This is a genomic window from Miltoncostaea marina (assembly GCF_018141525.1).
Lineage (GTDB): Bacteria > Actinomycetota > Thermoleophilia > Miltoncostaeales > Miltoncostaeaceae > Miltoncostaea > Miltoncostaea marina.
Window position 1 is genome coordinate 1,011,525 of sequence record NZ_CP064655.1, and the last position, 24,942, is coordinate 1,036,466.

Consider the following 24,942-nt stretch of genomic DNA (forward strand, 5'->3'; position numbering starts at 1 on the left):
CGGCCCGCGCGCGAGCCGCGCGCGGCCGAACCTGTGCGATTCGTCACAATGCGGCGTGACATCGGTGTCGTGCCCTTGCCGGTGCGCGGCGGCGACGATAGACGTGGCCTGTGAACCCGACCGCCCTCGTCATCACGATCGCCTACAGCGTCGTGTCGTTCCTGGCGATCGCCCTGGTCGTCTGGATCTGGCGCTCCACGCTGCCCGCCCGCCCGCGGCGCACGGACGAGACCGACACCCACAGGCTGGCCCACCGCGAGAAGGCCTGGTTCGCCATCGCCGTCGCGAGCCTGGGCGTCCTGCTGCTGGCCACGCTGCCGTTCATCCCCTACGGCGACAACTCCGCCGAGGCCGGGCAGCAGCGTGTCGAGGTCAACTCGATCCAGTTCGCCTGGGACATGGAGCCGCGCACCGTCACGGCCGGCACCCCGGTGCGCTTCACGGTCACGACCGCCGACGTCAACCACGGCTTCGGCGTCTACAACGACGACAACGTGATGCTGTTCCAGATCCAGGTGGTGCCCGACCACCCGAGCGACGTCGTCTACACGTTCAAGGAGCCCGGCCGCTACCAGATCGTGTGCCTCGAGTTCTGCGGCGTGGGCCACCACAACATGCTGAGCACCTTCGAGGTGGAGCCGGCATGAGCACCCACGTGGACGCCGCCGCCGGCGAGGAGTACGTCGACCCCGCGCCGGTCGCCGACGCCACCGACCGGGGGATCGCCCGGCGTCTGACGATCCAGTACGTCGTCGCGTCGACCGTCATCTTCCTGGCGACCGGCCTGCTCGGCCTGGCGATGCGCCAGAGCCAGGCCGACGTCTGGCGGTTCGACGACAACACCTGGTACGCGATCATGACCGCCCACGGGCTCGGCGCCTTCGTGGGCTGGGCGGCCTTCGCGGTGATGGGTCTCTCGTTCTGGGTGCTGAGCGAGGTCGGCTTCCCGATGGGCCGGGCAGGCACGGCGCTCGCCCGCCTCACCTTCTGGCTCATGGTGATCGGCGTCGCCGGCGTCGTGGTCACGACGCTCGGCTTCTCGTTCGCCGGGTCGTGGGTCTTCCTCTACCCGCTGCCGTTCGAGTCGGCCGGCCAGTGGGGCGACGGGGCGACCGGGTTCTTCTCCGCCTCCGTGCTGCTCGTCGGGCTCTCGATCGTGACCTGGTGCCTGGCGATCCTCGTGATCGTGCTCGGCCCGGGCCTGCGCAGCCAGGGCGGCGGCCTGCTCAACCGCGTGGGCGCGGCGATGGGCTTCGGCTTCATCTGGCCGAAGCGGTTCCGCACCGAGCGGCCGGTGCCCTACGCGGTGATCCCGCTCACCGTGATCGCGATCGACATGATCATCGCCACGCTGCCGCTCGCGGTGCTGCTGGTCGCGATGATCATCCAGTCGTTCGCGCCGAGCGTGTCGGTCGACCCGCTGCTGGCGAAGAACGTGCTGTGGTGGTTCGGCCACCCGGTGGTCTACCTGCTGCTCTTCCCCGCGGTGGCGATCTACTACCTGCTGGTGCCGCGCTTCGCGAAGCGGCGCCTGGTGGCCGGCAACATCATCGCCGTGGCCTGGGCGATCGCGATCGTCGCCAACGTCACCGTGTGGGCCCACCACATGTACATGGACTACCCGAACGGGATCCAGGCGGCGATCAACACCACGATGGAGCCGATCACCTTCGCGCTCACGATCGTGTCGGCGCTCAGCCTCTACAGCCTGTTCTTCACGATCTTCCGCTCGCGCTGGACCTGGAACGCGGCGAGCACCGCGCTGTTCCTCGGCCTGGCCAGCTGGCTGCTGGCGGGGCTGTCGGGCGTCATCAACGCGACGATCGCCTGGAACGCCTTCGTCCACAACACGCTCTGGGTGGTGGGCCACTTCCACCACATGGCGCTCATCAACATCGGGATCGTCATCTTCGGGGCGATCTACGCGTTCCTGCCGCGGCTCATCGGCCGGCCGCTCTACAGCGACCGCCTGGGCATGTGGCACGTCTGGCTGACGTTCGCCGCCGGCACCGCCAACAGCGTCATCTGGCTCATCCAGGGGCTCGACGGCGCGCCGCGCCGGTTCGCGATCCTGCCGGAGCAGTACAGCGCCTACAACGCGGCGGCGATCCCGGTGGTGATCGTGCTCGCGCTGGCGCAGCTGCTCTTCGTGTGGAACATGATCCAGACGTTCCGCGGCGCGACGACCGCCGCCCAGGCGCGCAGCCTGCTCGACGGGCTGCAGCGGCCGCGGCTGACGAGCGCCCCGCTGCAGGCCCTCGGCGTGGTGCTGACGATCCTCGTGCTGACGGGCCTCGGCACCGCCGGCTGGGCGGTCGGCCGCGGGACCGACGACGACTCGCGCATGGCGTTCGTCCCGCAGCCGGCGGCCGCCCAGGGCGGTGCCGGCGGGCCCGGGCTGGAGGTGTTCGTCGCCTCCGGCTGCGGCAGCTGCCACGCCTTCCAGGCGGCGGGCTCGACCGGCGCGGTGGGCCCGAGCCTCGACGAGCGCGCGCCCACCGCCGATCGCGCCGAGCAGGTCGTCCGCAACGGGCTCAACGCGATGCCCGCCTTCGGCAACCAGCTCAGCGACGACGAGATCGAGGCGGTCGCGACCTACGTCGCGGAGAACGCCGCGCCGTAGCGGGCGCCCCGCCCGGGCGGGTCAGTCGGCGCCCGCGCGCTCCGCGGCCGCCTCGGCCGCGAGCTCCTCGCGCGAGCGCGCGGCGACGCGCTCGACGTGGTTCCACAGCAGCAGCATGGCGGCGACCCCGAGGGTGAGCGTCTGCTCGGTGGTCATGAGCATGGCCGCGCGCACCTGGTCGCCGGTCGGCGTGAGGCCGAAGAGGCGCTCCTCCTGGGCCACGTAGACGTCGTACAGCGGGTCGCTGAGGAAGATGGTCGTCGAGACCACCATGCCGACCGCCAGCAGGCCGGCGGCCATCGCCGAGCGCCGGGCGCCGCTCAGGCGCGCCCGCGGGATCGCGGCCGCGATGTGCAGCCACACGGCGAAGCCTGCGACGAACATCGTCGCGTGCTCGAGGTCGTGGGCCCAGCGGTGCGCGAGCGCGTACTCGAACGCCACCGGCACGTGCCAGAGGGCGGTGACCGCCACCCAGAGCACGACCGCCGCGAGCGGGCGGGTCAGGAACCGCGCCACCGCCCGCAGCCGCGGCGAGCGGCCGACCCCGCGCAGCAGCGGCCGGGGCACCGCGAACAGGGCCAGGGGTCCCGCGATGCCGAGCACGATCAGCAGCGGCGCAACGTCGCCCAGCAGCACGTGCTGCAGCATGTGGCCGGACAGCAGGTACTCCTCGCCGACCGGGTCGAGGGGGGAGAGCACCGACAGCAGCAGCACCGCGACGCCCGCGGCGAACAGCGCCGCCCGCCGGCCGTCGGCCAGGTCGGGACGCCCCCGCCGGCGCAGCCGGCGCCAGCCCACGGCGTAGAGGACGACGCCCGCGGCGGCGGCCGCCAGCACCAGCGGGTCGAGCGACCAGGCGCCCGCGAGGTCGTGGTGGGCGGTCGCGCCGCCGGCGTGCAGTGCCCCGATCACCCCACGATCAATAGCCGATGCGGGCCGCCCGCGCGGCGCGCGTCAGTAGACGAGGCCGGGGCCGAGCTCCATGAGCGTCGGGCCCTGGCGCGATCGGACGAACCCGTCGCGGGCGTCGATCACGGTCTCGTGCACGTACAGCCGCGCGGTCGCGACGGGGGTCAGCACGGGGAAGCGCACGGTCGTCGCGCGCCGCCCGATCGTGACCGTCGCCTCCAGCGGCGGCATCCGCCCCGGCGGCGCCCCGGGCATGAGGCCGCTCCCCAGCCGCTCCTCGAGGCGGCCGGCGGTGAAGACCGGCGACGAGTCCAGCCACTCGCGCGCGTGCCACTCTGCGCGGAAGGAGCCCAGCTCGGTCAGGAAGAGCGCGTACTCGAAGGCCGAGAACGGGTCGGCCCGGTCGAAGCGGATCGCGTGGAGCAGCTCACGCACCTCGCGGCGGCGCGCGCTCGCCGGCCCCGCCCCGCCCGACACGCTCGCCCGGTCGTGGAGCGGCACGGCGCCGCGCGGCGGCGGTGCGTCGCCGGGGGCGCCGTCGGCGGCGCAGAACGGCTCGATCCACGCGGCCGAGCCCTCGTCGATCACGCGGTAGTCGAGGTGGTGCCCCGGCGCGAGCGCGACCGACGGGAACAGCCCGAGCAGCGCGGCCACGTCGGCCGGCCGCTCCATCGCCTCCAGCCGCGGCCGGGCGGCGCCGATCCGGTCCGCCAGGGCCTCGCACCGGTCCGGGTCCAGCCGCACCACCGTCGCCTCGTCGCCGTCCCGCGCCATCGCCGTGCCGTGATACCACGCCGGGCGCGTGGAGGCGGCGACCCGCCGGGTCCGCTGCACCGCCGATCAGCGGTCGAGGCGATCCGGCCGGTGCCGCCGCAGGACGGGCATCCAGGGCACGACGCCGGCGGCGATCGACGCCGGGGGCGAAGACCGACCCCCACGTCCACGTCAGCCGGCCGGGCGCGTCCGCGAGTGGAGGAGGAACGAGACGAACGTGCCCGCGATCACCAGCACCCGCGCCGGCCGGGATCCGGAGGTGGCGCGCGGTGTGGCGCTCGCGGGCCGGCGCGGCGGCGGCGGCGTGCCGCCGTCCACGAGGCGCGCCGTGTCCCGGCCGGCGTCCACCACGACGTGAGCGATCGGCACGTCGAACCGCGTGCGCGCGCGCTCGACCAGGCCGACCTCGAGCCGGTCGGACCCGTGCTCCGGGTGCGTCGCGATCATCACCTCGTCGGGTCCGAAGCTGCGCGCCGCGTCGTCGAGCGCCTGCAGCGGGTCGGCGTCGCCCAGCGCGCCGCGCGCCGGGATGCCCGCGGCCCCGCAGCGCGAGCGACGCCGCGTCCGCGCCCTCGGCGCGCTCGCGCATCGCCTCGAAGCGCCGGTCGCCGGTGCACGTCTCGGTCGCGACGAGCGGGCGGTGGGTCGGTGCCGGGGTCGCCATGGTGGCCTCCCGGCCGGCGATGCCGTGGGCCCGATCGTCCCACCGCGCCGCCCGCGGCGGCATCGGGGCCGCACCGGCGGCCGGGTCGCGGCGAACCCGAACGCCGCGCCCCCGGCGACCGGTACCCTCGCTGGCGTGTCCCGCCCGCCCGTCGTCCTCGCTGGGCCCCTCGCCGGCCACCACCTCGCGACCCTGCGCGACGCGGCCACCGGGCCGGCGGCCTTCCGGCGCGCCGCGGCGGCCCTGTCGGGCCTCGTGGTGGCCGAGGCGCTCCGCGACCTGGAGGGCCGGCCCGCCGAGGTGGCGACGCCGCTGGCGCGGGCGCGGGTGGAGCTGCCGGCCCGGCGGGTGACGCTCGTGCCGATCCTGCGCGCGGGGCTGGTGATGCTCGACCCGGCGCTCGCGCTGCTGCCCGACGACACGCGGGTCGGCTTCATCGGGATGGCGCGCGACGAGCGGACGGCGCGGGCGCGGAGCTACCTCAGCAGCCTGCCGGGCGGCCTCGGCGACGACGAGGTGGTGGTGCTCGACGTGATGATCGCGACCGGCGGCTCGACGGCCGCGGCGCTGCGTGCGGTGCGCGCGGCAGGCGCGCGGCGGGTGCGGGTGGCGGGCGTCATCGCGGCGCCGGAGGGCCTGGCGGCGGTCGCGGCGGCCGACCCGGACGCCGCGGTGACCGTCGCCGCGGTCGACAGCCACCTCGACGAGCGCGCGTTCATCGTGCCGGGGCTCGGCGACGCGGGCGACCGGCTGTACTCGGACGCGGGGGCGGGGGGCTGATGGCGGCGCGGGGGCTGGCCGTGGTGACGGGCGCCTCGTCGGGGATCGGCCTCGCCTTCGCCGAGGACCTGGCGCGCAGGGGCCACCCGCTGCTGGTGGTCGCCCGGCGCGGCGACCGGCTGCGCGCGCTGGCCGAGCGGGCCTCCGCCCGTCACGGCGTGGAGGTGACCCCCCTCGTGGCCGACCTCGCGACCGACGAGGGCATGGCGGCCTGCCGGGCGGCGGTCGACGCCGCCGGCGCCCCGCCGGAGGTGCTCGTGCTCAACGCCGGCTTCGGCACCCACGCGCCGCTGGCGCGGGCCGACCGCGCGCGCGAGACCGAGATGGTGCGCCTCAACTGCGTGGCCGTGCTCGACCTGGCCGTCCACGCGCTGCCGGCGATGGTGGCGCGGGGGCGCGGGGCGATCGTGGTCGTCTCGTCGGCGGCGGCGTGGCAGCCGGTGCCCTACATGGCGACGTACGCGGCCACGAAGGCGTTCGAGCTGCACCTGGCCGAGGCGCTGCAGGAGGAGCTGCGGGGGACGGGGGTGCGGGCGGTGGCGGTCTGCCCGGGACCCACCCGGACCGAGTTCTCGGTCGTGGCCGGCGGGAGCGGCGCCGGCGCGCGCGGCGTGCCGTACGAGCAGCCGGAGCTGGTCGTGCGCGCCGCCTGGCGGGCGCTGGCGGCCGGCCGGGCGCGGGCCCCCGCCGGGCTGGTGGCACGCGGCGCGCTGCTCGCCGGCGCGCTGGTGCCGCGCGCCCTGGTGGTGCGGGCGGCGGCGTTCTTCCACCGGCCGCTCGTCCGTTGAAGGGCTGCGAGGCACCCACCTAGAATCCCTCAGGGCCTCCGACGCGAGGCCCGTGCCCCGTGACGACAGACCTCATCCCCATCCTCAGCGCGATCGCCGCGGCCCTCGTCGTCCTGGGGGCCACGCCGCTCGCGATGCGGCTCGCCCGCGCGACCGGCGCGGTCGACGTTCCCTCCGGGCGCCGCATCCACTCGGAGCCCACCCCGCGCCTCGGCGGCCTGGCGATCCTGCTGGGCTTCCTCGTGCCGGTCGTGGCCTTCCTGCCCGACGACCCCTCGGCGCGGGCGCTGATCACCGGCGCGGTGCTCATCACGGCGCTCGGCGCGGCGGACGACATCTGGGGCCTCACCCCGGGGGTGAAGCTGGCCGGCCAGGTGGCCTGCGCGGCGATCCCGGTGGCCGCGGGGCTGACCATCGACCACATCACGCTGCCGCTGCTCGGCGTCGGCGACCTCGGCTGGGCGCAGTACCCGATCACGGTGCTCTGGTTCGTCGCCCTGGTGAACATGATCAACTTCACCGACGGCATGGACGGCCTCGCCGCCGGCATCAGCGGCCTGGGCGCGACCACCTTCGCGATCCTGGCCGCCTCGCTGGGCCGCGCCGACCCGGCGATCATGGCGGCAGCGCTGGCCGGGGCGTGCGCCGCCTTCCTCGTCTTCAACTTCCACCCCGCGCGCGTGTTCATGGGTGACGCGGGGTCGATGCTGCTGGGCTTCGTCATCGCCGGCGTGGCGATCGGCGGGGTGATGAAGAGCGCGGCGGCCATCGCCGTCGTGGCGCCGCTCGTGATCCTCGCGATCCCGATCCTCGACACCTCGTTCGTGATCCTGAAGCGGCTGAAGCACGGCCTGCCCGTCTACAACGCCGACCGCAGCCACTTCCACCACCGCTTCTTCACGATCGGGTGGAGCCAGCGCAAGACCGTGCTGGCGCTCTACGGCTGGTGCGCGCTGATGGGCGCGGTCGCGATCGCGCTGCGCTTCGTGCGCTACCGGGACGCCGACGGCCACCTCCAGCTCGCCGGCACCGCGGTGCTGTCGGCCGCGGGCCTGCTCGCGCTGGCGGCCTCGATCTACCTGGTCTACGTGCTCGAGATCCTCAAGTGGCGCTCCACGCCGGTCGTGACGCTCGTGCGCCAGAGCCGCCTCGAGCGCGCCAGCCGCCGGGAGATGGCCGGCCGGAGCTAGTCCCGAGCGCGCGGACCCGGCTTCCGGGGACCGGGTCGGCGGGGGCGATCCTGATCGCGGGCGGGACCCGGCCCTGTCCTGGACGAGGTCGTCGAGGGACGGGGTCGGCGGGGGGCGATCCTCTGCGCGGGCGGGACCCGGCCCTCTCTTGACGAGGTCGTCGACGGACCAGGTCGGCTGGGGCCGATCCTCTGCGCGGGCGGGACCCGGCTCTGTCTTGACGAGGTCGTCGACGGACCAGGTCGGCTGGGGACGATCCTCTGCGCGGGCGGGACCCGGCCCTGCGTTGACGACGTCGTCGAGAGACGCGGTCGGCTGGGGCCGATCCATTGCGCGGGCGGGACCCGGCTCTGCGGGCCGGCTCGCGCTGGGCACGGTGTCGACCGGCGTGCCCCTCACGCGGGGACCCGGCCTCTTTCGGGCCGGGTCACGCGGCAAATCGCCCCTGGCCGGGGCGATTTGCGGACCGGCGCACCGCCTTCGGCGGGGCGGGCGCCGGAAACCCCATTGACGGATCCGTCCGTGGTGCGCGTGGGGTGTGCCGGGTGCCCTCGTGGCCGGTTCTGTCCCGCTCCCGCCTTCGGCGGTCGTGTCTCCGGCGACCCCTCCGGATCACGTTCACGTCGTCCAGGACGAAGCGCGGCCGGTCGCCCGCGCGGCGGGCTCCGACGTCCTCGGCGGGTGGCCGTGGACACGAGGGCCGAAGGCCCGAGGGATCACCGGCCACGACGGCGCCGGGCGCACGCCACGCGCACCACGGACGGATCCGTCAGTGGGCTTTCGGCGGCCCGCCCCGGCCGATAGGCCGGTGCCGCCGTGTGCAGATCGCCGCGGGCAGCGGCGATCTGCGGCGTGGCCGGGCCCGCGAGAGGGCCGGTCCCCCGCGTGGGTCCTCGCGTGGGACGTCAGGCGGCCGGGAGGACCTGCAGCACGGGGCTGCCCGGCGCGGAGCCGGCGGCCTGGACGGGCATGTCGGCGCCCCAGCTCTCGGGGTCGGCCACCACGCGGTCGATGGCGGCGCGGGCGGCCCCGGCGGCCTCGAGGGCGCCCACGAGGTCGAGCTCGCGCCCGGCGGCCCGCCGCACGGCCGGGCCGGCCGGGAGCACGAGGCGCATGGTGACGGGGCCGGCGGCGGCGGGCGTGAGGCCCAGGCGGGCGGCGCCGTCGCCCTCGACGGGCACATCGACGACGACCCCCGGCGCGGTCACGCGCAGGCGCGCCCGCGCGGCCTCCCACATCCGCTCCGGGGCCACGCCGAGGGCGTCGGCGAGGCCGAGCGGGTCGGCGCCGAGCTGCACGGTGAGCTGGGCCGGCTCGCCCGCCACGAGCGGCGGCACGAGCAGCGGCTGGATCGCCACGCCGCTCGCCTCCCGGCCCACAAGGCCCTCCACCGCGCGCGCCACGGCCGGCGCGGCGAGCGGCGCCGGCGCGCAGGGCGCCGGCGGGCCCTTGGGCGAGGGGAACGCCCGCCGGTACTCGGCCACGAAGGCGGCGGAGGAGCCGCCGAGCCGGTAGGCGGCGGGACCGTTGCGCAGCAGGGTGCAGGCGTACCCGGTGCGGGCGCGCGACCAGGCGCTCGCCTGGTCGCCGGCGCCGAAGGCCACGTGCAGGTCGCCGCGGCGCGCGGCGGCGGCGGCCACGCGGGCCGCCTCGCGCGGCCACGCGAGCCACTCGGCCGCCGTCCACTGGCGGCCGCCGGCGCCGGTCTTGAGCCACACGCGCCCGGCCCGCGACATCGCGGCGCGCGCGCCGGCCCAGGCGGGGTCGGTGAAGGTGGCGCCCGTGGCGGCCACGTAGAGCGACACGTCGGCCCGGCGGGCGCCGAGCCGCTCCAGCGCGTCGGCGAGCGCGTCGCCCGGCGCGCCCCGGAAGGCCGCGCCGACGTCGTCGACGATCACGGCGCCCGCGCCCGAGCCGGCGATCGCCTCGCGCAGGCGCTCGGCGATCGCGTCGGGCGTGAGCGCCGCCAGCGGCGCGCCGGGCACGCGCGCCGCTCGGCGGCCGGATGGGAGCGCGGGCGCGTCGAGGCCCACCTGGTACGCGTTGTCGCGCGCGGTGATGCCCGCGCCGCCGCCCGGCTGGACGCCCACCAGGCGCTCGAGCCCGGCGCGGTCGTCGTCGAGCAGGGTCACCCGGGCGTCGGCCGGCGTGGCGGCGGTGAGGCCGGCGGCCGCGGCCGCCGCGAGGCAGGCCGCCGAGATGCCCAGGCGCGACATGGGCGCATCTTTGCCCACGCCCGGCGCGCGCGCCAACTGACCGGAGGGGTGGGCCGCGCCCCCGCCGAACTGGTCGATGTCGTGGATTTCGCCGGTTCAGCGCCCCCGCCTTGACGACGGACCGGCCGGGCGGGACGATCGTCACGCGCCGCCCGGCGGGCGGCCACCCGGGCGCGCCGCGCAGGTATAGTGGTGCGGCTCGGCCGACGACGCTGCGCGCCGTCGCCGGACCGTGTCCCGGACGCGCTCGGAGGACCCTGAATCACACCGCAGCACCCCCCCGTGCCTGAGACGGCCCAGGTACCGCCCGCGGAGCCGGGCGTCGCCCCGTACTCGCCGCCCCCGGCGGGCAAGGCGGCCCTCTCCGGCATCGGCCTCATCGTGGGGCTGCTCGCGCTCCCGGTCGTGCTGCTCGCGGGCGGCCACTGGAGCGGCTGGTTCATCGGCTTCCTGCTGTGGTGCGCCAACTGGGGCATCGCGATCGCCACCGGCCGCTGGACCTGGGGCCTGTCGGCCACGGCCGCGGTCGGCATGTCGGGCGTGTCGTTCATCGCCCGCGCCTGGCTGATCGCGATCGTGCTCTTCGTCATCGCGCTGCGCTACTCCGAGGAGGTAGGACTGATCGCCGCGGGTGTGTTCATCACGTGCTTCACGTTCGACCTCCTGGGCCGCACCGCGCTGTACGCCTCGCGCTCGCGCGCGCCCAAGGGCGCAGCCGGGTGAGGGCCGCCATGAGGCTCCGCACCGCGGCCTTCGCCGCGCTCGCCGCCCTGCTCGTGCTGCCGGCGGCGGCCTTCGGCGCCGAGGACTTCGACCCCTCCGACGAGTTCGCGCTCGACCCGTGGGTGTCGATCGAGCTCGGGCCGCTCGACCTCTCGATCAACAAGGCCGTCTTCTACCTGGTCCTGGCCAGCCTGATCTGCATCGGCCTCGGCTTCATCGTGCGCGGCGGCCTCAAGATGCGCCCCACGAAGGCCCAGAACATCGTCGAGATCGCGTACGAGTTCGCCGAGAAGCAGATCGCCCGGCCGACGCTGAGCGAGAAGGTCTACTCGCGCTACTTCCCGTACATCGCGACCCTGTTCCTGTTCATCCTCGTCAGCAACATGGTGAGCTTCATCCCGCTTCCGGTGGGGCACACCAGCTGGCTCGGCCCGATCCCGGACTTCGCGCTGTACGCCGCCACGGCGAACATCAACGTCACGCTCGCGCTGACCGTCGTGACGTTCCTCGTCTACAACTACGAGGGCGTCCGGGCGCACGGGGTGGGGGGCTACCTCAAGACCCTCGTCCCCGACGCGCCGAAGGCCATCCAGCCCGTCATCTTCGGCATCGAGGTGCTGTCGCAGATCCTGCGCCTCGTCAGCCTCTCGGTCCGGCTCTTCGCGAACCTCCTGGCCGGCCACCTGCTGATCATCATGGCCGCCGGCTTCATGGTCCTGCTCGGCAACTTCGCCGGCCTGCTGGCCCTCCCGGTGGGGGTGTTCTTCTGGGTGTTCGAGTGGCTGCTCGTCGCCGGCCTGCAGGCGTTCATCTTCGCGATGCTCAGCGGCATCTACATCGGCTTCGCCGTCGAGTCCTCGCACTGACAACCCAAAGGAGCACACACTGATGGAAGGCAACATCGAGGACGCTGCAAAGGTCCTGGCGCTCGGTCTCGCGACCGCCTTCGGCGCCATCGGGCCGGGTATCGGCGTCGGCTACCTCATGGGGAAGACGGTCGAGGCCGTCGGCCGTCAGCCGGAGCTGCGCGGCGAGCTGACCTCGCTCATGTTCCTCGGCCTCGCCCTGACCGAGGCCATCGTGTTCTACGCGCTGCTCATGGGCTTCGTCGCCTTCTTCATCGGCTAGATCGGGGATCGTCTGATGGGCACCCTGCTCACCTACGTGAACGCGCTGCCGCTCCAGGCGGAGAGCGAGGAGAGCGACAACCCGCTCCTCACCATCAGCCCCGGGCTGATGGTGTGGACGCTGGTGATGTTCGCCATCACGCTCTGGATCATGAAGCGGTACGTGTTCGGGCCGGTCGGCCAGGCGATCGAGAAGCGCCGGGCCAAGATCGCCGAGAGCATCGAGGAGGCCGAGCGCAGCCGCGACGAGGCCACCGCCATGCTCGAGGACTACAAGGCCCGCCTGGTCGACGCCCGCAAGGAGGCGGACGCCCTGCGCGAGCAGGGGCGCAAGGAGGGTGAGCAGCAGCGCGCCGAGCTCATCAGCCAGGCGCAGGGGCAGCGCGAGCGCGTCCTCGCCGACGCCGACGAGCTGATCCAGGCCCAGGCCCGCACGGCCGCCAGCGGCCTGCGCGACGAGGTGGTCGATCTCGCCCTCCTCGCCGCGGAGCGCGTCTCGCGCCGCTCGCTCGACGACGCCGAGCACCGCCGGCTCATCGAGCAGGCGATCGCCGAGGCCGACCTCTCCGGTGTCGCGTCCGCCAACGGGGGCGCGGCGACCAAGTGAGCCTCGAAGCCACCTACGCCGAGGCGCTCTACGAGGCGGCGGCCGAGAACGGCGCGCTCGACGCCGTGACCACCGAGGTGCGCGAGTTCGCCGAGGCGGTCGCGGCGTCGGACGACCTCCGCCGGCTGCTGGCCGACCCCAACATCGACACCCCCGCGAAGAAGCGGGTCGTGCTCGGCCTCACCGAGGGCGCGAGCCCGTTCTTCGGCAACTTCCTCCAGCTCCTGATCGACCGGGGGCGCATCGAGGCGTTCCCCGCCATCGCGGAGGCCTTCGACGACCGGGTCGACCGGGCCGAGAACCGCCTCGAGGTGGAGGCGGTCACCGCGATCCCGCTGCCGGCCGACCTGCGCGAGCGGATCGTCGACCAGATCCGCGCCAAGACGGGAGCCGACGTCGAGCTCACCGAGACCGTCGACCCGGACATCATCGGCGGCCTCGTCCTGCGCGTGGGCGCGTCCGTGGTGGACGGCTCCGTGCGGCACCGCCTCGAAGGGCTCCGCGCCACCCTGCGCTCGGCGCCCGTCGACGCCGTCGCGGTGGAGTCCTGACCGCGCGCAACGATCGACCCGACCTGATCAGAGAAAGGTGACGACCGCCAGATGAAGCTGCGACCCGACGAGATCACGAGGGTCCTCCGGGACCAGATCGAGCAGTACTCGGGGACCGTGGAGGTCGAGGAGGTCGGCACCGTCCTCCAGGTCGGCGACGGCATCGCCCGCGTCCACGGCCTCCAGTCGTGCGTGTCCCTGGAGATGCTCGAGTTCCCCCACGGCGTGACGGGCCTTGCCCTGAACCTCGAGGAGGACAACGTCGGCGCCGTGCTGCTCGGCGACGACACCCTCATCAAGGAGGGCGACCGCGTCCGCCGCACCGGCAAGGTCATCCAGGTGCCGGTGGGCGAGGCCCTGCTCGGCCGCGTGGTGGACCCGCTCGGCAACCCGCTCGACGACCGTGGCCCGATCGTCACCGACCACTACCGGCCGGTGGAGTTCAAGGCGCCGGGCGTCGTCCAGCGCCAGCCGGTGAAGGAGCCGCTCCAGACCGGCATCAAGGCGATCGACGCGCTCATCCCGATCGGCCGCGGCCAGCGCGAGCTGATCATCGGCGACCGCCAGACCGGCAAGACGACGATCGCGGTCGACACGATCATCAACCAGGCCGGCCAGGGCGTGCGCTGCTTCTACGTGGCGATCGGCCAGAAGGCCTCCACGGTCGCGACCGTGGTCGAGCGCCTGCGCGCCGCCGGCGCGATGGAGTACACGACCGTGGTGGCCGCGACCGCGTCGCAGGCCGCCGCCCTGAAGTACCTGGCGCCGTACTCGGCCGCCGCGATGGGCGAGTACTTCCTCTACGGCGGCGAGCACGCCCTGTGCGTGTACGACGACCTCTCCAAGCAGGCCGACGCCTACCGCCAGATGTCGCTGCTGCTGCGGCGCCCGCCAGGCCGCGAGGCGTTCCCGGGCGACGTCTTCTACCTCCACTCGCGGCTGCTGGAGCGCGCCTGCAAGCTCAGCGACGAGCTGGGCGGCGGCTCGCTCACCGCGCTGCCGATCATCGAGACGCAGGCCGGCGACGTGTCGGCCTACATCCCGACGAACGTGATCTCGATCACGGACGGGCAGATCTTCCTCGAGACGAAGCTGTTCTTCTCGGGCGTCCGCCCGGCCCTGAACGTCGGCATCTCGGTGAGCCGCGTGGGTGGCTCCGCCCAGATCAAGGCCATGCGCAAGGTGGCCGGCCGCCTCAAGCTCGAGCTCGCCCAGTACCGCGACCTCGAGGCGTTCGCCCAGTTCGGCTCCGAGCTGGACGCCGCCACCCAGCGCACGCTGGCCCGCGGCGCCCGCTTCGTGGCCACCCTCAACCAGCCCGCCTACGCGCCGTGGCCGGTCGAGGAGCAGGTGGCGGTCATCTACGTCGCCAACGAGGGCCTGCTCGACGGCATCGAGGTGGCCGACGTGCCGGCCGTCAACGACGCGATCCGGCGGGAGCTGCGCGAGAGCGCGCCCGAGGTGCTGGCGGGGATCCGCGACACCAAGGAGCTCTCCGACGAGGCCTCGGCGAAGATCGGGGAGGTCGCGAGGCGCGTCATCCACCAGTTCGCGCCGCAGGACGCGCCGGCGGCCCCCGCGGGCGAGCCGGCCGAGACCGCGACGGCCGCGGCCTAGCCGGAGCGACGTGGCCAGCACCCGTGACATCAAGCGGCGGATCGAGTCGGTCCGCAACACGCGCAAGATCACGCGCGCCATGGAGCTCGTGGCGTCAGCGAAGCTGCGCCGCGCGCAGGACGCGATCGAGCACCTGCGCCCCTACGCCCAGGCGATGCGCCGCCTGATGTCGCAGGCCGCACGCCAGAGCGGCGGCCTGAAGGGCGAGGCGCTGCTCGACGTGCGCCCGGCCGAGGGCACGGCGATCGTCGTGGCGATCACCGGCGACCGCGGGCTGGCGGGCGCGTTCAACGTGAACATCGTCCGGCGGGCCATCGAGGTCTCCCGCCGCCTCGAGGCCGAGGGCTTCGAGGAGGTCGTGTTCACGACCGTCGGCAAGAAGGGCGCCGGCACGCTCAACTTCCGCGGCCTGCCGCTCGACCGCACCTTCCAGGGCTTCTCGGTCGCGCCGACCTACGCCGACGCCGAGCAGGTCACCGAGCACCTCGTGCGCCGGTTCACGGAGGGCGAGGTCAACCGGGTCGTCCTCGTCTACAACGCGTTCAAGTCGGTGCTCGAGCAGACCGTCACCACCGAGCAGCTGCTGCCGATCGAGCGCATGGTCGTGCTGGACGCCGACGACGACGGGCAGGAGGACGAGCACCCGCGCGGCGGGGTCGCGATCTTCGAGCCCGAGGCCGAGGCCTTCCTGCACCGGCTGCTGCCGACCTACCTCGACACCACCATCTACCGCGCGCTGCTGGAGAGCGCCGCCGCGGAGCTCGCCGCGCGCCGCACCGCCATGCGCAACGCGACCGACAACGCCGGCGCGCTGATCGACCAGTACACGCTGGCGATGAACCGCGCCCGCCAGGCCGCCATCACCCAGGAGATCCTGGAAGTGGTGGCCGGCGCCGACGCCCTCCAGTAGTCCCGAGCCCCCGAGGAGAGATCCCCACAAATGCCCGATAACGCCCGCAGCACCGGAACGATCCTCGAGATCAAGGGCGTCGTCATCGACGCCCGGTTCCCCGAGGGGGGGCTGCCGAGCATCTACAACGCGATCGAGATCGACCGGGGCGACGACGCCGCGCCGCTCGTGGCCGAGGTGCAGCAGCACCTGGGCGACGACCGGGTCCGCGCGGTGGCCTTCGACACGACCGACGGCCTCGCCCGCGGCACGAAGGTGACCGACACGGGCGCGCCGATCTCGGTGCCCGTCGGCGACCGCACGCTCGGCCGCATCTTCAACGTGCTCGGCGACACCATCGACGAGGGCGCGGACGTGTCGGTGGGCGAGACCTGGCCGATCCACCGCGACGCGCCGGCGTTCGACCAGCTCAACCCGACCGAGGAGATCTTCGAGACCGGCATCAAGGTCGTCGACCTCCTCGCCCCGTACGTGAAGGGCGGCAAGGTCGGCCTGTTCGGCGGCGCCGGCGTCGGCAAGACCGTGCTCATCCAGGAGCTGATCAACAACATCGCCCAGGAGCACGGCGGCCTGTCGGTGTTCGCCGGCGTGGGCGAGCGCACCCGCGAGGGCAACGACCTCTGGCTCGAGATGAAGGAGAGCGGGGTCATCGACAAGACCGCGCTCGTGTACGGCCAGATGAACGAGCCGCCGGGCGCCCGCCTGCGGGTCGCGCTGACCGGCCTCACCATGGCCGAGTACTTCCGCGACCAGGCCGGCCAGGACGTGCTGCTGTTCGTGGACAACATCTTCCGGTTCGTGCAGGCGGGCTCGGAGGTCTCGGCGCTCCTCGGCCGCATGCCGTCCGCCGTGGGCTACCAGCCCACGCTGCAGGGCGAGATGGGCGACCTGCAGGAGCGCATCACCTCGACGCGCAACGGCTCGGTCACGTCGGTGCAGGCCATCTACGTCCCCGCCGACGACCTCACCGACCCGGCCCCGGCCGCCTCGTTCGCCCACCTCGACGCCACGACCGTGCTCAGCCGGTCCATCGCCGAGAAGGGCATCTACCCGGCCGTGGACCCGCTCGACTCGACGAGCCGCATCCTCTCCAAGGAGGGCGTCGGCCCGGAGCACTACGAGGTCGCCACGCGCGTGCAGGAGATCCTGCAGCAGTACAAGGATCTCCAGGACATCATCGCGATCCTCGGCGTGGACGAGCTCACCGACGAGCAGAAGCTCGCCGTGTCGCGCGCCCGCCGCATCGAGCGCTTCCTCTCCCAGCCCTTCCACGTGGCCGAGGCCTTCACCGGCACCCCCGGCAAGTACGTGCCGCTGTCGGAGACGGTGCGCGGGTTCAAGGAGATCGTCGAGGGCCGCCACGACGACCTGCCCGAGGAGGCCTTCTTCCTCGTCGGCGGCATCGACGAGGCCGTCGAGAAGGCCGCCGAGCTGAGGGCCCGGTGAGCACCGCCGTCGGCCAGGAGCGCCACCGCCTGGCGCTCCAGCTCCTCACCCCCGAGGGCCCGGTCTTCGACCAGGACGCCTACATGATCGTCGCCCCGAGCGTGCAGGGCGAGGTCGGCATCCTGCCGCGCCACACGCCGTTCATCGCGTTCCTGCGCACCGGTGAGACACGCATCAAGCTGATGGACGACACGCAGATCACCTTCGCCACCACCGAGGGCTACATCTCGGTGGAGGAGGACCGCGTGCTGGTGCTCGTGGAGCAGGCCGAGCGGGCCGAGGAGATCGACCCCGAGCGCGCCCGCCTGGCGCTGGAGCGCGCCGAGGCCGCCCTCGCGGAGGCCGGCGACGACGAGGTGGCCCGCGTGGCCGCCGAGAGCGCCCGCCGGCGCGCCGAGAACCGCCTGCGGGTGGCGAGCCGCTGATGGCCGACGAGCGGCCGCTCGTCGAGCCGCCCGAGGGGCCGCCGCCGGCCGACCTCGAGATCACCGACCTCGTCGCCGGCGACGGCGAGGAGGCGGTGGCCGGGCGCTCGGTCTCGGTGCACTACACCGGCGTCGCCTTCTCGACGGGCGAGGAGTTCGACTCGTCCTGGGGCCGCGGCAAGCCGTTCCGCTTCGGCCTCGGCGCCGGCCAGGTGATCGCCGGCTGGGACCGCGGCGTGCAGGGCATGCGCGTCGGCGGCCGCCGCCGGCTCGTCATCCCGCCCCACCTCGCGTACGGCGACCGCGGCGCCGGCGGCGTCATCGCCCCGGGCGAGACCCTGATCTTCGTGGTGGATCTGCTCGAGGTCGTCTGACGCCTCGCGCGGCCCCGGGGGCGGGGCGGTCTGAGGTCGGTCGGCGGTGGTGGGTCGTCCCGGACGGGGTCGTCCGGGAACGGGATGGTCCGGGGCCGATCCTGAGCCGACCCCTGGCGCGGGCGGGACCCGGCCCCCGCTTGACGAGGTCGTCGACGGACCGGGTCGGCGGGGGTCGATCCATGGCGCGGGCGGGACCCGGCCCTGCGGGCCGGCTCGCGCTGAGCACGTCGTCGACCGGCGTGCCCCGAGCGCGGGGGCCGGCCCACTTGCGGGGCCGGCCACGCGGCAAATCGCCCCTGGCCGGGGCGATTTGCGGACCGGCGCACCGCCTTCGGCGGGGCGGGCGCCGGAAACCCCACTGACGTGAGCGTCCGTGGTGCGCGTGGGGTGTGCCCGGCGCCGTCGTGGCCGGTTCTGTCCCGCTCCCGCCTTCGGCGGTCGTGTCTCCCACCACGTCGGAGCTCGATCAGGTCGTCCAGGGCGGAGCTCGTTCACTTCGCCGCGCGGCGCGCCCCGGCGGCGCGTCAGCGCCGACGGAGCCGCGCGGTTCGTCGCACACTGCCGGAATGGCGCGCCCCGGCCGCCAGGCCGGAGCCATTCCGGCCGGCGCGCCAGCCAGCGTGCCTCGGTTCGACGCAGCCCAGGCCGCCCGGCGGAGCCGGGCGGCCTGGGCGGAGCTCTGGATCGCTTCCACTCCGAAGCGCGGCCCGGCCTCGGCGGAGCCTCACGGCGCGCCGACGTCGGAGCCCCGTAGCCTGGGGGGCCGTGCCGATGCCTGTCCCCGAGGTCCTGCGCGTCCCCGCCTTCCGGGCGGTGTGGGTCGCGAGCCTGCTGTCGAACGGCGGGTCGTGGCTGCAGATCGTGGCGAGCGGCTGGCTGATCCTCGAGGCCACCGGCAGCCCGGCCGCGGTGGGGGCTCTCGCGCTCGTGACGCGGGCGCCGGCGATCGGCCTGTCGGCGTGGGCCGGGTCGCTCGCCGACCGCGTCGACCGGCGGGCCGTCGGCATCTGGACCTTCGCCCTCCAGGCGGCGGCCGCCGGGTCGCTGGCGCTCATCACGTGGGCCGACGGCACGCACGTGGCGGCGATCTACGCCCTGACGTTCGTGGTGGGGGTGGGGTTCGCGCTCGGCCTGCCGGCCATGCTGGCGCTGATCCCGTCGCTCGTGCCCCGGGCGCGGCTGTCGCAGGCGGTCAGCCTCAACGCCGCCGGCATCAACATCGCGCGGCTGGCGGGGCCGGCGATCGGCGGGGGGATGCTCGCCCTGTTCGGCGCGACGGTCTGCTTCGCCGTCAACGCCGTCTCGTTCCTCGCGCTCGTGTGGGCGCTCGCGCGGCTCGAGCCGCGTCCGCCCGCGGCGCCGCCGGCCGCCGGGCGGCCCCGCCTGCGCGACGCGCTCGGCTTCGCCTCGGCCGACCCCGCGATCCGCCGGCTGCTGATCGGGATGGCGATCTTCACGGTGCTGGCCTCGCCGGTGCAGGAGCTCGCGCCCGTCGTGGCCGACCGCCTCGACGCGGGGGCGACCGGGCTCGGGCTGCTGCTCGGCGCCATGGGGGGCGGCGCGCTCGGCGGCGCCTGGCTGCTCGAGCGGCTGCACGCGGGGGGCTACCCGCGCCACCGCGCGCTGCCGACGGCCTCCCTGCTGTTCGCAGTCGGGCTGGCCGTGGTGGCGGTCACGCCGTGGTTCTGGCTCGGCCTGGCGGGGATGGCGTTCGCGGGCGCCTTCTGGATCTGGATGTTCGCCGCCACGAACACCGCGACCCAGCTGCGCTCGCCGGCGCCGCTGCTCGGGCGGATGCTCGGCCTCTACCAGCTCTCGGTGATCGGCCCGATCGCGATCGGCTCCACGCTGGCCGGCCTCGTGGCCGAGGAGGCCGGCATCGAGGCCACGCTGGCCGGCTGCGCGGCGCTGCTCGCCGCGTGGGCCGCCTGGAGCCTGCGCAACCCCGTGCTCGAGATCGACGTCCCGCTGTCCGGCGGGCCGGCGCCGTCAGGCGATGAAGCGCGCGACCGCGTCGAGCGCCGGGGCGGGGACGCGGCCGTCGACCTGTAGGAAGTGGCCGGCGCCGGGCACGCGCAGGGTGCGGGTGGGGAGGCCCGCCGCCCGTCGGGCGTCCGCGATGCGCCCCATCTCCGCCACGGGCACCGTGCGGTCGCGGGTGCCGTGCACGGCGAGCAGCGGCAGGCGCGCCCGGACCGCGTCGCGCAGGGGATCGTGCCGCAGCGTGGCGTTCGCGACCGCCGCGCCCGCCAGGCGCTGCAGCAGGCGCCCGGGCGCCCCGGCGGCGCGGCGCAGCTGCCCGAGCGGCCGGCCCGGCGAGGCGAGCGTGACGACGCGGGTGGCGGGCCCCGACGCGGCGGCCTCCATCGCGAGCGCGCCGCCCTGGCTGTGCCCGACGATGGCCACGCGCGCACGGTCGACGCCGGGGAGGGCGGCGAGGGCGCGCACGGCGGCGGCCGCGTCGGCGGCCAGCGGCCGCCGGTCGAGCCAGGCCAGCGGCGCGCCGGCCGAGCCTGCGATGCCACGCTTGTCGTACGCCAGCACCGCCACGCCGCGGCCGGCGAGCTCGCGGGCCAGCACGCCGTAGGGGCCGTCGCCGCCGTCGAGGCGGCCGTAGCGGTCCTGGGGGCCGAACCCGCTCACGAGCACCGCCGCCGGGTAGGGCCCGGGGCCGGGCGGCACGAAGACGCTCGCGGCCAGCGGCCGGCCGTCGCCGCCCGCGAGCGTCAGCGGCCGCTCCTGCACCGCCGGCGCGGGCGCGGCGGCGAGGACGAGGGCGCTGAGGAGGGCGGCGAGCACTGCCATCCGAGGGTAGGACGGGGCCGCCGCCGGGCGCCCCGCGGCAGATGAAGGCGCGGTTCAGCATGCGGTCGCCGCGCGGGGCGCCCGGGGCCTGGGCTATCCTCTGGCGGTGGACGAGGTCCTGCTCGCCGAGCGGCTGATCGCCTACGACACGTCCCGCCGCTCCGGCATCGGCCAGGCCACCGACTTCGTGGCCGGGTGGCTCGAGGCCCGGGGGGCGTCCGTCGAGCGCCGTGAGAACGGCGGCCGGCGGAGCCTGGCGGCGCGCGTCGGCGCCGGTCCCCTCCGCCTCATCTTCCACGCGCACATCGACGTCGTGCCCGGTCACCCGGAGCAGTTCGTGCCGCGCGTCGAGGGCGGCCGCCTGTACGGGCGCGGCGCCTACGACATGAAGGCGGCGCTCGGCGCGATGATGCTGGCCGTCGCCGACCTCGCCTCGGAGCCCCTCGACGGGGCCCTCGTGGAGCTGGTGGTCGTGCCCGACGAGGAACGGTCGGAGCCGGGGGAGAACTGCACCCAGATGATGGTGCGCGACGGCCTGCGGGCCGACTTCGTCGTGTGCGGCGAGCCCACCGACATGGACGTGGGGGTCCAGGCGAAGGGCGTGCTGATGTTGCGCGTCGACGTGCCCGGCACCGCCGCCCACGGGGCGACCCCATGGCTGGGCGACAACGCGGTGCTGCGCGCGGTGGACCTCTTCCGCGGCATCGGCGACCTGCCGTTCGCCGCGGAGTCGGCGCCGCTGTTCGAGCGGCCCTCGCTCAACCTGGGGCTCATCCAGGGCGGCGACGCCGTCAACAAGGTCCCCGACCACTGCCGCATGCACGTGGACGTGCGCTACCTGCCGACCCAGTCGCCCGACGAGGTGCTCGCCCAGGTGCGCTCGCTCGACCCGCTCGCCGACGTCCAGGTGGTGCTCGAGCGCCCGCCGGCCGACGTCTCGCCCGACCACCCGCTGGTGCGGGCGCTGCTCGGGGCGGCGGGCCGCCACGAGCCGTCGGCCGCCTCCGTGGGGCGCGACGGCGCGTCGGACGCCGTGGCCTTCATCGAGGTCGGCGTGCCGGCCGTGGAGTTCGGCCCCCGCGGCGCCGGCCACCACGGGCCGGAGGAGTACGTCGAGATCGCGAGCCTGCCCCGCTACCGGCGCGCCCTGGTCGAGTTCGCGCGCTCGGTGGCCGCCATGCCCGCGCCCGCCCCCCGCGACGAGGCCGCCCTGTGAGCGCGCCGGACGACCGCCCGCCGCACTCGCGCGCCCGCTACTGGCGCGTGCCCCGCCGGCGCCGGCGCTGGGTGGCCCTGGTCGGCTGGACGCTGTGGATGCTCATCGCGCTGGCGGTGGCGATCCCGGCCGGCGCGTACATCTACCTCGACGACACGCTCGACGCCGCCGCCCCCGACACCCCGGAGGCCCGCGCGGCCCGCGCGGCCACCCGGCCCGTGCTGCCGGGCAAGCCCACCAACGTGCTGCTGATGGGCTCCGACACGCGCCCGGACGAGGGCGACGGCGGCCGCAGCGACACGCTGATCTTCGTCCGCATGGACCCCAAGCGGAACCTCGTCTCGATGCTCTCCTTCCCGCGCGACCTGTGGGTGCAGATCCCCGGGTTCGGCGAGGGCAAGCTCAACTCCGCGTACTCGCAGGGCCCCGCGGTCACGATCAAGACGGTGGAGGAGCTGACCGGCGAGCCGGTCAACGCCTACGTGATCGTCGACTTCCAGGGCTTCGCCAGCCTCGTGAACGCGGTCGGCGGCGTCTACCTCGACGTCGACCGCCGCTACTTCAACGAGAACCTCGGCACGGCCGCGACCAACTACGCGCCGATCGACCTCCAGCCGGGGCTGCAGAAGCTCAACGGCAACGACGCGCTCGACTACGTGCGCTACCGGCACACCGACTCCGACTACGCGCGCATCGTGCGCCAGCAGCAGTTCCTGTCCGAGCTGAAGCGCCAGACCAAGCAGCTCGACAACCTCACCAACATCACCTCGTTCCGGCGCATCTTCGGCGAGAACATCCAGACGAGCATCCAGAACCCGCGTCGCTTCCTGGGCCTGCTGGAGCTCGCCCTGACCGCCCCGAAGGACCGCATCGCGCGGGTTTCGATCGAGGGCTACAGCGACTCCGTGAACGGCGCCTCGGTGGAGCGGGCGGACCAGAGCGAGATCGACGCCAAGGTGGCCGAGTGGAAGGACCCCGAGTTCGTCCAGGAGGCCGACGAGTCGGAGAAGCCGAAGACGCCGGCGGAGACCCACGTCACGGTCATGAACGGCTCCGGCCGCCTGCTCGTGGCCGACCGGGCCGCCCGGCTGCTCGGCGACAAGCGCTACCAGACCGCCGTGGCCGGCAACGCCCCCGACTTCGACTACCCCTCGACCGCGGTCTACTACCGGGACGGCTTCCGCGAGCAGGCCCGGCGCATCGCCAGCATGATGGGGCCGACGGCCACGGCGACGCCGCTCGACGAGGGGGCGAACGGCAACGACGTGGTGCTGGTCGTGGGGTCGGACTGGACCGGCGAGCTCGCCGCGCCGCCGCCGGTGAAGGAGAGCCGCCCGCCGGCCGACGTGGTGTCGACCACGGGCCTGGTCGCGCCGATCCGCAGCGGGCGGGCCGGCGCCCCGGGCCTGCGCCCGATGGCGCCCCTCAAGGTGGCCCGCGGCTCGGACGTGCGCATCGTGCGCGCCTACCGGATCGGCGGGGGCACGGGGCCGTCGGCGATGAAGGTCGTCTTCCGCGTCCACGTGGGCGGCGCCGCGAAGTACTGGGGCATCGGCATGACGACGATGGAGAACCCCCCGATCGTCGAGGGGTACACCGGCCGTTACACGAGCGGCGGCCGCGAGTACTTCACCTACTATGACGGCCGTAACCTCCAGCGCCTCCTGTTCCGTTCGGGCGGGGTCACCTACTGGGTGTCCAACACGCTCACGAACGACCTGAGCGCCAAGACGATCGAGGAGATCGCCAAGTCCATGCGCCCCCTCAACCGCGCCAAGCTGCCCGCACGCACGACCGACACGCCCATCGCCGTCGAGACGGAAGGGTCGACCCCGTGACGGAGGGCGCACCGGCGGAGGCGGAGCGCGTGGCGGGCGGCCGCGAGCGGGTGGGCGTGATCGGCGCCGGGTACGTCGGCCTGGTGACCGGCGTCTGCCTGGCGTCCATGGGCTACCAGGTCACCCTGCGCGACATCGACGCGGCCAAGGTCGCGGCGCTGAACGACGGCCAGGTGCCGATCTACGAGCCCGGCCTCGCCGAGCTGATGGAGGAGCACCGCGAGCGGCTCACCTACACGCTGTCCCTGGAGCGCCTGCTGGAGCGCTCGGACATCGTGTTCATCGCCGTCGACACGCCGCCGAGCTACTCCGGCGACGCCGACCTGTCGCGGGTGATGAGCGTGGTCGACGAGCTCGAGAAGGTGGCGGGCGCCGACGCCCGCCACGTGCTCGTGATGAAGAGCACCGTGCCGGTGGGCACCGGCGAGCGCGTGCGCGCGGAGCTCGACGCCCGCGGCCTGGCGGACGTCGGCTACTGCTCCAACCCGGAGTTCCTCAAGGAGGGCGCCGCCATCGCGGACTTCCTCCGCCCCGACCGGGTGGTGATCGGCTCGTTCGACGACGCCCAGGGCGACCGCGTGGCCGCCCTCTACGAGCCGCTCGGCGCGCCGATCATCCGCACCTCCGTGCCGTCGGCCGAGATGGTCAAGTACGCCTCCAACGCGTTCCTGGCCACGAAGATCAGCTTCATCAACGAGATCGCGAACGTCTGCGAGGAGGTCGGCGCCGACGTCGACGTGGTGGCGGCCGGGATGGGCCTCGACAGCCGCATCGGCAGGTCGTTCCTGCGCGCGGGCATCGGCTTCGGCGGCAGCTGCTTCCCGAAGGACGTCTCCGCGCTCAAGCAGCTCGCCGGCAACTCCGGCTACCACTTCCAGCTGCTGACCTCGGTGATCGAGGTCAACGAGCTGCAGAAGCGCCGCGTCATCGGCAAGCTCAAGAAGCACCTGGGCTCGCTCGAGGGCAAGCGGGTGGCGCTGCTCGGGCTGGCCTTCAAGCCCGGCACCGACGACATGCGCGAGGCGTCGAGCCTCGTGCTGGCGGCCCGGCTGCTGGCCGAGGGCGCCGAGGTGCTCGCGTACGACCCCGTGGTGGACGGCGGCATGGACCGGCTGAAGGGCGTCGCCATCCGCGAGAGCGCCGAGGAGGTGGTCGAGGGCGCCGACGCGGCCGTGCTCGTCACCGAGTGGGACAGCATCGTCGGGATGGACTGGGCCGCGGTGCGCGAGTCTATGCGCTCGCCCGTGCTGATCGACGGCCGCAACGCCCTCGACCCGGTCGAGATGATGCGCCTCGGGTACGTCTTCGAGGGCATCGGGCGCCTGCCCGCGCACGTGGACGTGCCGTCCTGAGGCA

General features: G+C 74.5%; 24 protein-coding genes. 19 read left to right on the forward strand and 5 right to left on the reverse strand.

Annotation, left to right across the window (positions count from 1 at the left end):
- The first annotated feature begins 110 nt into the window (after positions 1–110).
- On the forward strand, positions 111–647 hold the full coding sequence (locus ITJ85_RS05040) for a cupredoxin domain-containing protein (protein ID WP_217915264.1): 537 nt from the start codon (positions 111–113) through the stop codon (positions 645–647).
- A complete protein-coding gene (locus ITJ85_RS05045) occupies positions 644–2,623 on the forward strand; it encodes a cbb3-type cytochrome c oxidase subunit I (RefSeq protein ID WP_217915265.1) in 1,980 nt (659 codons plus the stop codon). The genes ITJ85_RS05040 and ITJ85_RS05045 overlap by 4 nt, the downstream gene beginning before the upstream one ends.
- A 21-nt stretch (positions 2,624–2,644) precedes the next feature.
- On the opposite strand, the gene ITJ85_RS05050 is transcribed toward ITJ85_RS05045, so the two are convergent.
- The 3 genes from ITJ85_RS05050 to ITJ85_RS05060 form a co-directional block, all read right to left on the reverse strand.
- A complete protein-coding gene (locus ITJ85_RS05050) occupies positions 2,645–3,535 on the reverse strand; it encodes a cytochrome c oxidase assembly protein (protein WP_217915266.1) in 891 nt (296 codons plus the stop codon).
- A 42-nt stretch (positions 3,536–3,577) separates the two neighbouring features.
- Positions 3,578–4,306, reverse strand: a complete 729-nt coding sequence (locus ITJ85_RS05055; protein ID WP_217915267.1) for a hypothetical protein — start codon at positions 4,304–4,306, stop codon at positions 3,578–3,580.
- A gap of 171 nt (positions 4,307–4,477) precedes the next feature.
- Positions 4,478–4,753, reverse strand: coding sequence for a hypothetical protein (locus ITJ85_RS05060; RefSeq protein WP_217915268.1), 276 nt, complete (start codon positions 4,751–4,753; stop codon positions 4,478–4,480).
- Between the two features lie 352 nt (positions 4,754–5,105).
- On the opposite strand from ITJ85_RS05060, the gene upp reads away from it, so the two are divergent.
- From upp to ITJ85_RS05075, 3 genes are read left to right on the forward strand one after another with little or no spacing between them, the layout of a single operon-like run.
- Positions 5,106–5,750 carry a uracil phosphoribosyltransferase gene (upp, locus tag ITJ85_RS05065; protein ID WP_217915269.1) on the forward strand — a complete coding sequence of 215 codons (645 nt, stop codon included), beginning with the start codon at positions 5,106–5,108 and terminating at the stop codon, positions 5,748–5,750.
- On the forward strand, positions 5,750–6,538 hold the full coding sequence (locus ITJ85_RS05070) for an SDR family NAD(P)-dependent oxidoreductase (RefSeq protein WP_217915270.1): 789 nt from the start codon (positions 5,750–5,752) through the stop codon (positions 6,536–6,538). Before upp ends, ITJ85_RS05070 begins: the two co-directional genes overlap by 1 nt.
- Positions 6,539–6,597: 59 nt before the next feature.
- Complete coding sequence (locus ITJ85_RS05075; protein WP_217915271.1) at positions 6,598–7,728, forward strand: glycosyltransferase family 4 protein; 1,131 nt, start codon at positions 6,598–6,600, stop codon at positions 7,726–7,728.
- A gap of 905 nt (positions 7,729–8,633) precedes the next feature.
- Here the strand turns inward: ITJ85_RS05075 and ITJ85_RS05080 are convergent.
- Positions 8,634–9,944, reverse strand: coding sequence for a hypothetical protein (locus ITJ85_RS05080; protein ID WP_217915272.1), 1,311 nt, complete (start codon positions 9,942–9,944; stop codon positions 8,634–8,636).
- Positions 9,945–10,226: 282 nt separating this feature from the next.
- Here ITJ85_RS05080 and ITJ85_RS05085 point away from each other — a divergent pair, with 282 nt between their 5' ends.
- The 11 genes from ITJ85_RS05085 (at position 10,227) to ITJ85_RS05135 (ending at position 19,779) form a co-directional block, all read left to right on the forward strand.
- Positions 10,227–10,667, forward strand: coding sequence for a hypothetical protein (locus ITJ85_RS05085; RefSeq protein WP_217915273.1), 441 nt, complete (start codon positions 10,227–10,229; stop codon positions 10,665–10,667).
- Between the two features lie 8 nt (positions 10,668–10,675).
- A complete protein-coding gene (atpB, locus tag ITJ85_RS05090) occupies positions 10,676–11,533 on the forward strand; it encodes a F0F1 ATP synthase subunit A (protein ID WP_217915274.1) in 858 nt (285 codons plus the stop codon).
- Positions 11,534–11,555: 22 nt separating this feature from the next.
- Entirely contained in the window at positions 11,556–11,795 is a 240-nt protein-coding gene (gene atpE / locus ITJ85_RS05095; protein ID WP_217915275.1) for an ATP synthase F0 subunit C, read from the forward strand.
- Between the two features lie 15 nt (positions 11,796–11,810).
- Positions 11,811–12,401 (forward strand): F0F1 ATP synthase subunit B, encoded by a 591-nt coding sequence (atpF, locus tag ITJ85_RS05100; protein WP_217915276.1) that lies wholly within the window; start codon positions 11,811–11,813, stop codon positions 12,399–12,401.
- Complete coding sequence (gene atpH / locus ITJ85_RS05105) at positions 12,398–12,952, forward strand: ATP synthase F1 subunit delta (protein WP_217915277.1); 555 nt, start codon at positions 12,398–12,400, stop codon at positions 12,950–12,952. Before atpF ends, atpH begins: the two co-directional genes overlap by 4 nt.
- Positions 12,953–13,003: 51 nt before the next feature.
- Complete coding sequence (atpA, locus tag ITJ85_RS05110; protein WP_217915278.1) at positions 13,004–14,569, forward strand: F0F1 ATP synthase subunit alpha; 1,566 nt, start codon at positions 13,004–13,006, stop codon at positions 14,567–14,569.
- 10 nt (positions 14,570–14,579) lie between these two features.
- Positions 14,580–15,479: an ATP synthase F1 subunit gamma gene (gene atpG / locus ITJ85_RS05115; protein WP_217915279.1), complete on the forward strand. Its 900-nt coding sequence runs from the start codon at positions 14,580–14,582 to the stop codon at positions 15,477–15,479.
- A gap of 30 nt (positions 15,480–15,509) precedes the next feature.
- Positions 15,510–16,925: a F0F1 ATP synthase subunit beta gene (gene atpD / locus ITJ85_RS05120; protein WP_217915280.1), complete on the forward strand. Its 1,416-nt coding sequence runs from the start codon at positions 15,510–15,512 to the stop codon at positions 16,923–16,925.
- On the forward strand, positions 16,922–17,350 hold the full coding sequence (atpC, locus tag ITJ85_RS05125; RefSeq protein WP_217915281.1) for an ATP synthase F1 subunit epsilon: 429 nt from the start codon (positions 16,922–16,924) through the stop codon (positions 17,348–17,350). The genes atpD and atpC overlap by 4 nt, the downstream gene beginning before the upstream one ends.
- A complete protein-coding gene (locus ITJ85_RS05130; RefSeq protein ID WP_217915282.1) occupies positions 17,350–17,724 on the forward strand; it encodes an FKBP-type peptidyl-prolyl cis-trans isomerase in 375 nt (124 codons plus the stop codon). Before atpC ends, ITJ85_RS05130 begins: the two co-directional genes overlap by 1 nt.
- Positions 17,725–18,498: 774 nt before the next feature.
- A complete protein-coding gene (locus ITJ85_RS05135; RefSeq protein ID WP_246496368.1) occupies positions 18,499–19,779 on the forward strand; it encodes an MFS transporter in 1,281 nt (426 codons plus the stop codon).
- On the opposite strand, the gene ITJ85_RS05140 is transcribed toward ITJ85_RS05135, so the two are convergent.
- Positions 19,717–20,526, reverse strand: coding sequence for an alpha/beta hydrolase family protein (locus ITJ85_RS05140; RefSeq protein ID WP_217915284.1), 810 nt, complete (start codon positions 20,524–20,526; stop codon positions 19,717–19,719). The genes ITJ85_RS05135 and ITJ85_RS05140 overlap by 63 nt on opposite strands.
- Positions 20,527–20,638: 112 nt before the next feature.
- Here ITJ85_RS05140 and ITJ85_RS05145 point away from each other — a divergent pair, with 112 nt between their 5' ends.
- From ITJ85_RS05145 to ITJ85_RS05155, 3 genes are read left to right on the forward strand one after another with little or no spacing between them, the layout of a single operon-like run.
- Positions 20,639–21,748 carry a M20 family metallopeptidase gene (locus tag ITJ85_RS05145; protein WP_217915285.1) on the forward strand — a complete coding sequence of 370 codons (1,110 nt, stop codon included), beginning with the start codon at positions 20,639–20,641 and terminating at the stop codon, positions 21,746–21,748.
- Positions 21,745–23,586, forward strand: coding sequence for an LCP family protein (locus ITJ85_RS05150; protein ID WP_217915286.1), 1,842 nt, complete (start codon positions 21,745–21,747; stop codon positions 23,584–23,586). The genes ITJ85_RS05145 and ITJ85_RS05150 overlap by 4 nt, the downstream gene beginning before the upstream one ends.
- Positions 23,583–24,938, forward strand: a complete 1,356-nt coding sequence (locus ITJ85_RS05155; protein ID WP_246496323.1) for a UDP-glucose dehydrogenase family protein — start codon at positions 23,583–23,585, stop codon at positions 24,936–24,938. The genes ITJ85_RS05150 and ITJ85_RS05155 overlap by 4 nt, the downstream gene beginning before the upstream one ends.
- Positions 24,939–24,942 lie beyond the last annotated feature (4 nt).

Coding starts and splice junctions, on each gene's coding strand:
- ITJ85_RS05055 (WP_217915267.1), bottom strand. CDS start 4,306: ATGGCGCGGGACGGCGACGAGGCGACGGTGGTGCGGCTGGACCCGGAC.
- ITJ85_RS05070 (WP_217915270.1), top strand. CDS start 5,750: ATGGCGGCGCGGGGGCTGGCCGTGGTGACGGGCGCCTCGTCGGGGATC.
- atpE (WP_217915275.1), top strand. CDS start 11,556: ATGGAAGGCAACATCGAGGACGCTGCAAAGGTCCTGGCGCTCGGTCTC.
- ITJ85_RS05135 (WP_246496368.1), top strand. CDS start 18,499: ATGCCTGTCCCCGAGGTCCTGCGCGTCCCCGCCTTCCGGGCGGTGTGG.
- ITJ85_RS05045 (WP_217915265.1), top strand. CDS start 644: ATGAGCACCCACGTGGACGCCGCCGCCGGCGAGGAGTACGTCGACCCC.
- atpB (WP_217915274.1), top strand. CDS start 10,676: ATGAGGCTCCGCACCGCGGCCTTCGCCGCGCTCGCCGCCCTGCTCGTG.
- ITJ85_RS05130 (WP_217915282.1), top strand. CDS start 17,350: ATGGCCGACGAGCGGCCGCTCGTCGAGCCGCCCGAGGGGCCGCCGCCG.
- ITJ85_RS05060 (WP_217915268.1), bottom strand. CDS start 4,753: ATGATCGCGACGCACCCGGAGCACGGGTCCGACCGGCTCGAGGTCGGC.
- atpD (WP_217915280.1), top strand. CDS start 15,510: ATGCCCGATAACGCCCGCAGCACCGGAACGATCCTCGAGATCAAGGGC.
- atpF (WP_217915276.1), top strand. CDS start 11,811: ATGGGCACCCTGCTCACCTACGTGAACGCGCTGCCGCTCCAGGCGGAG.
- atpA (WP_217915278.1), top strand. CDS start 13,004: ATGAAGCTGCGACCCGACGAGATCACGAGGGTCCTCCGGGACCAGATC.
- ITJ85_RS05080 (WP_217915272.1), bottom strand. CDS start 9,944: ATGTCGCGCCTGGGCATCTCGGCGGCCTGCCTCGCGGCGGCCGCGGCC.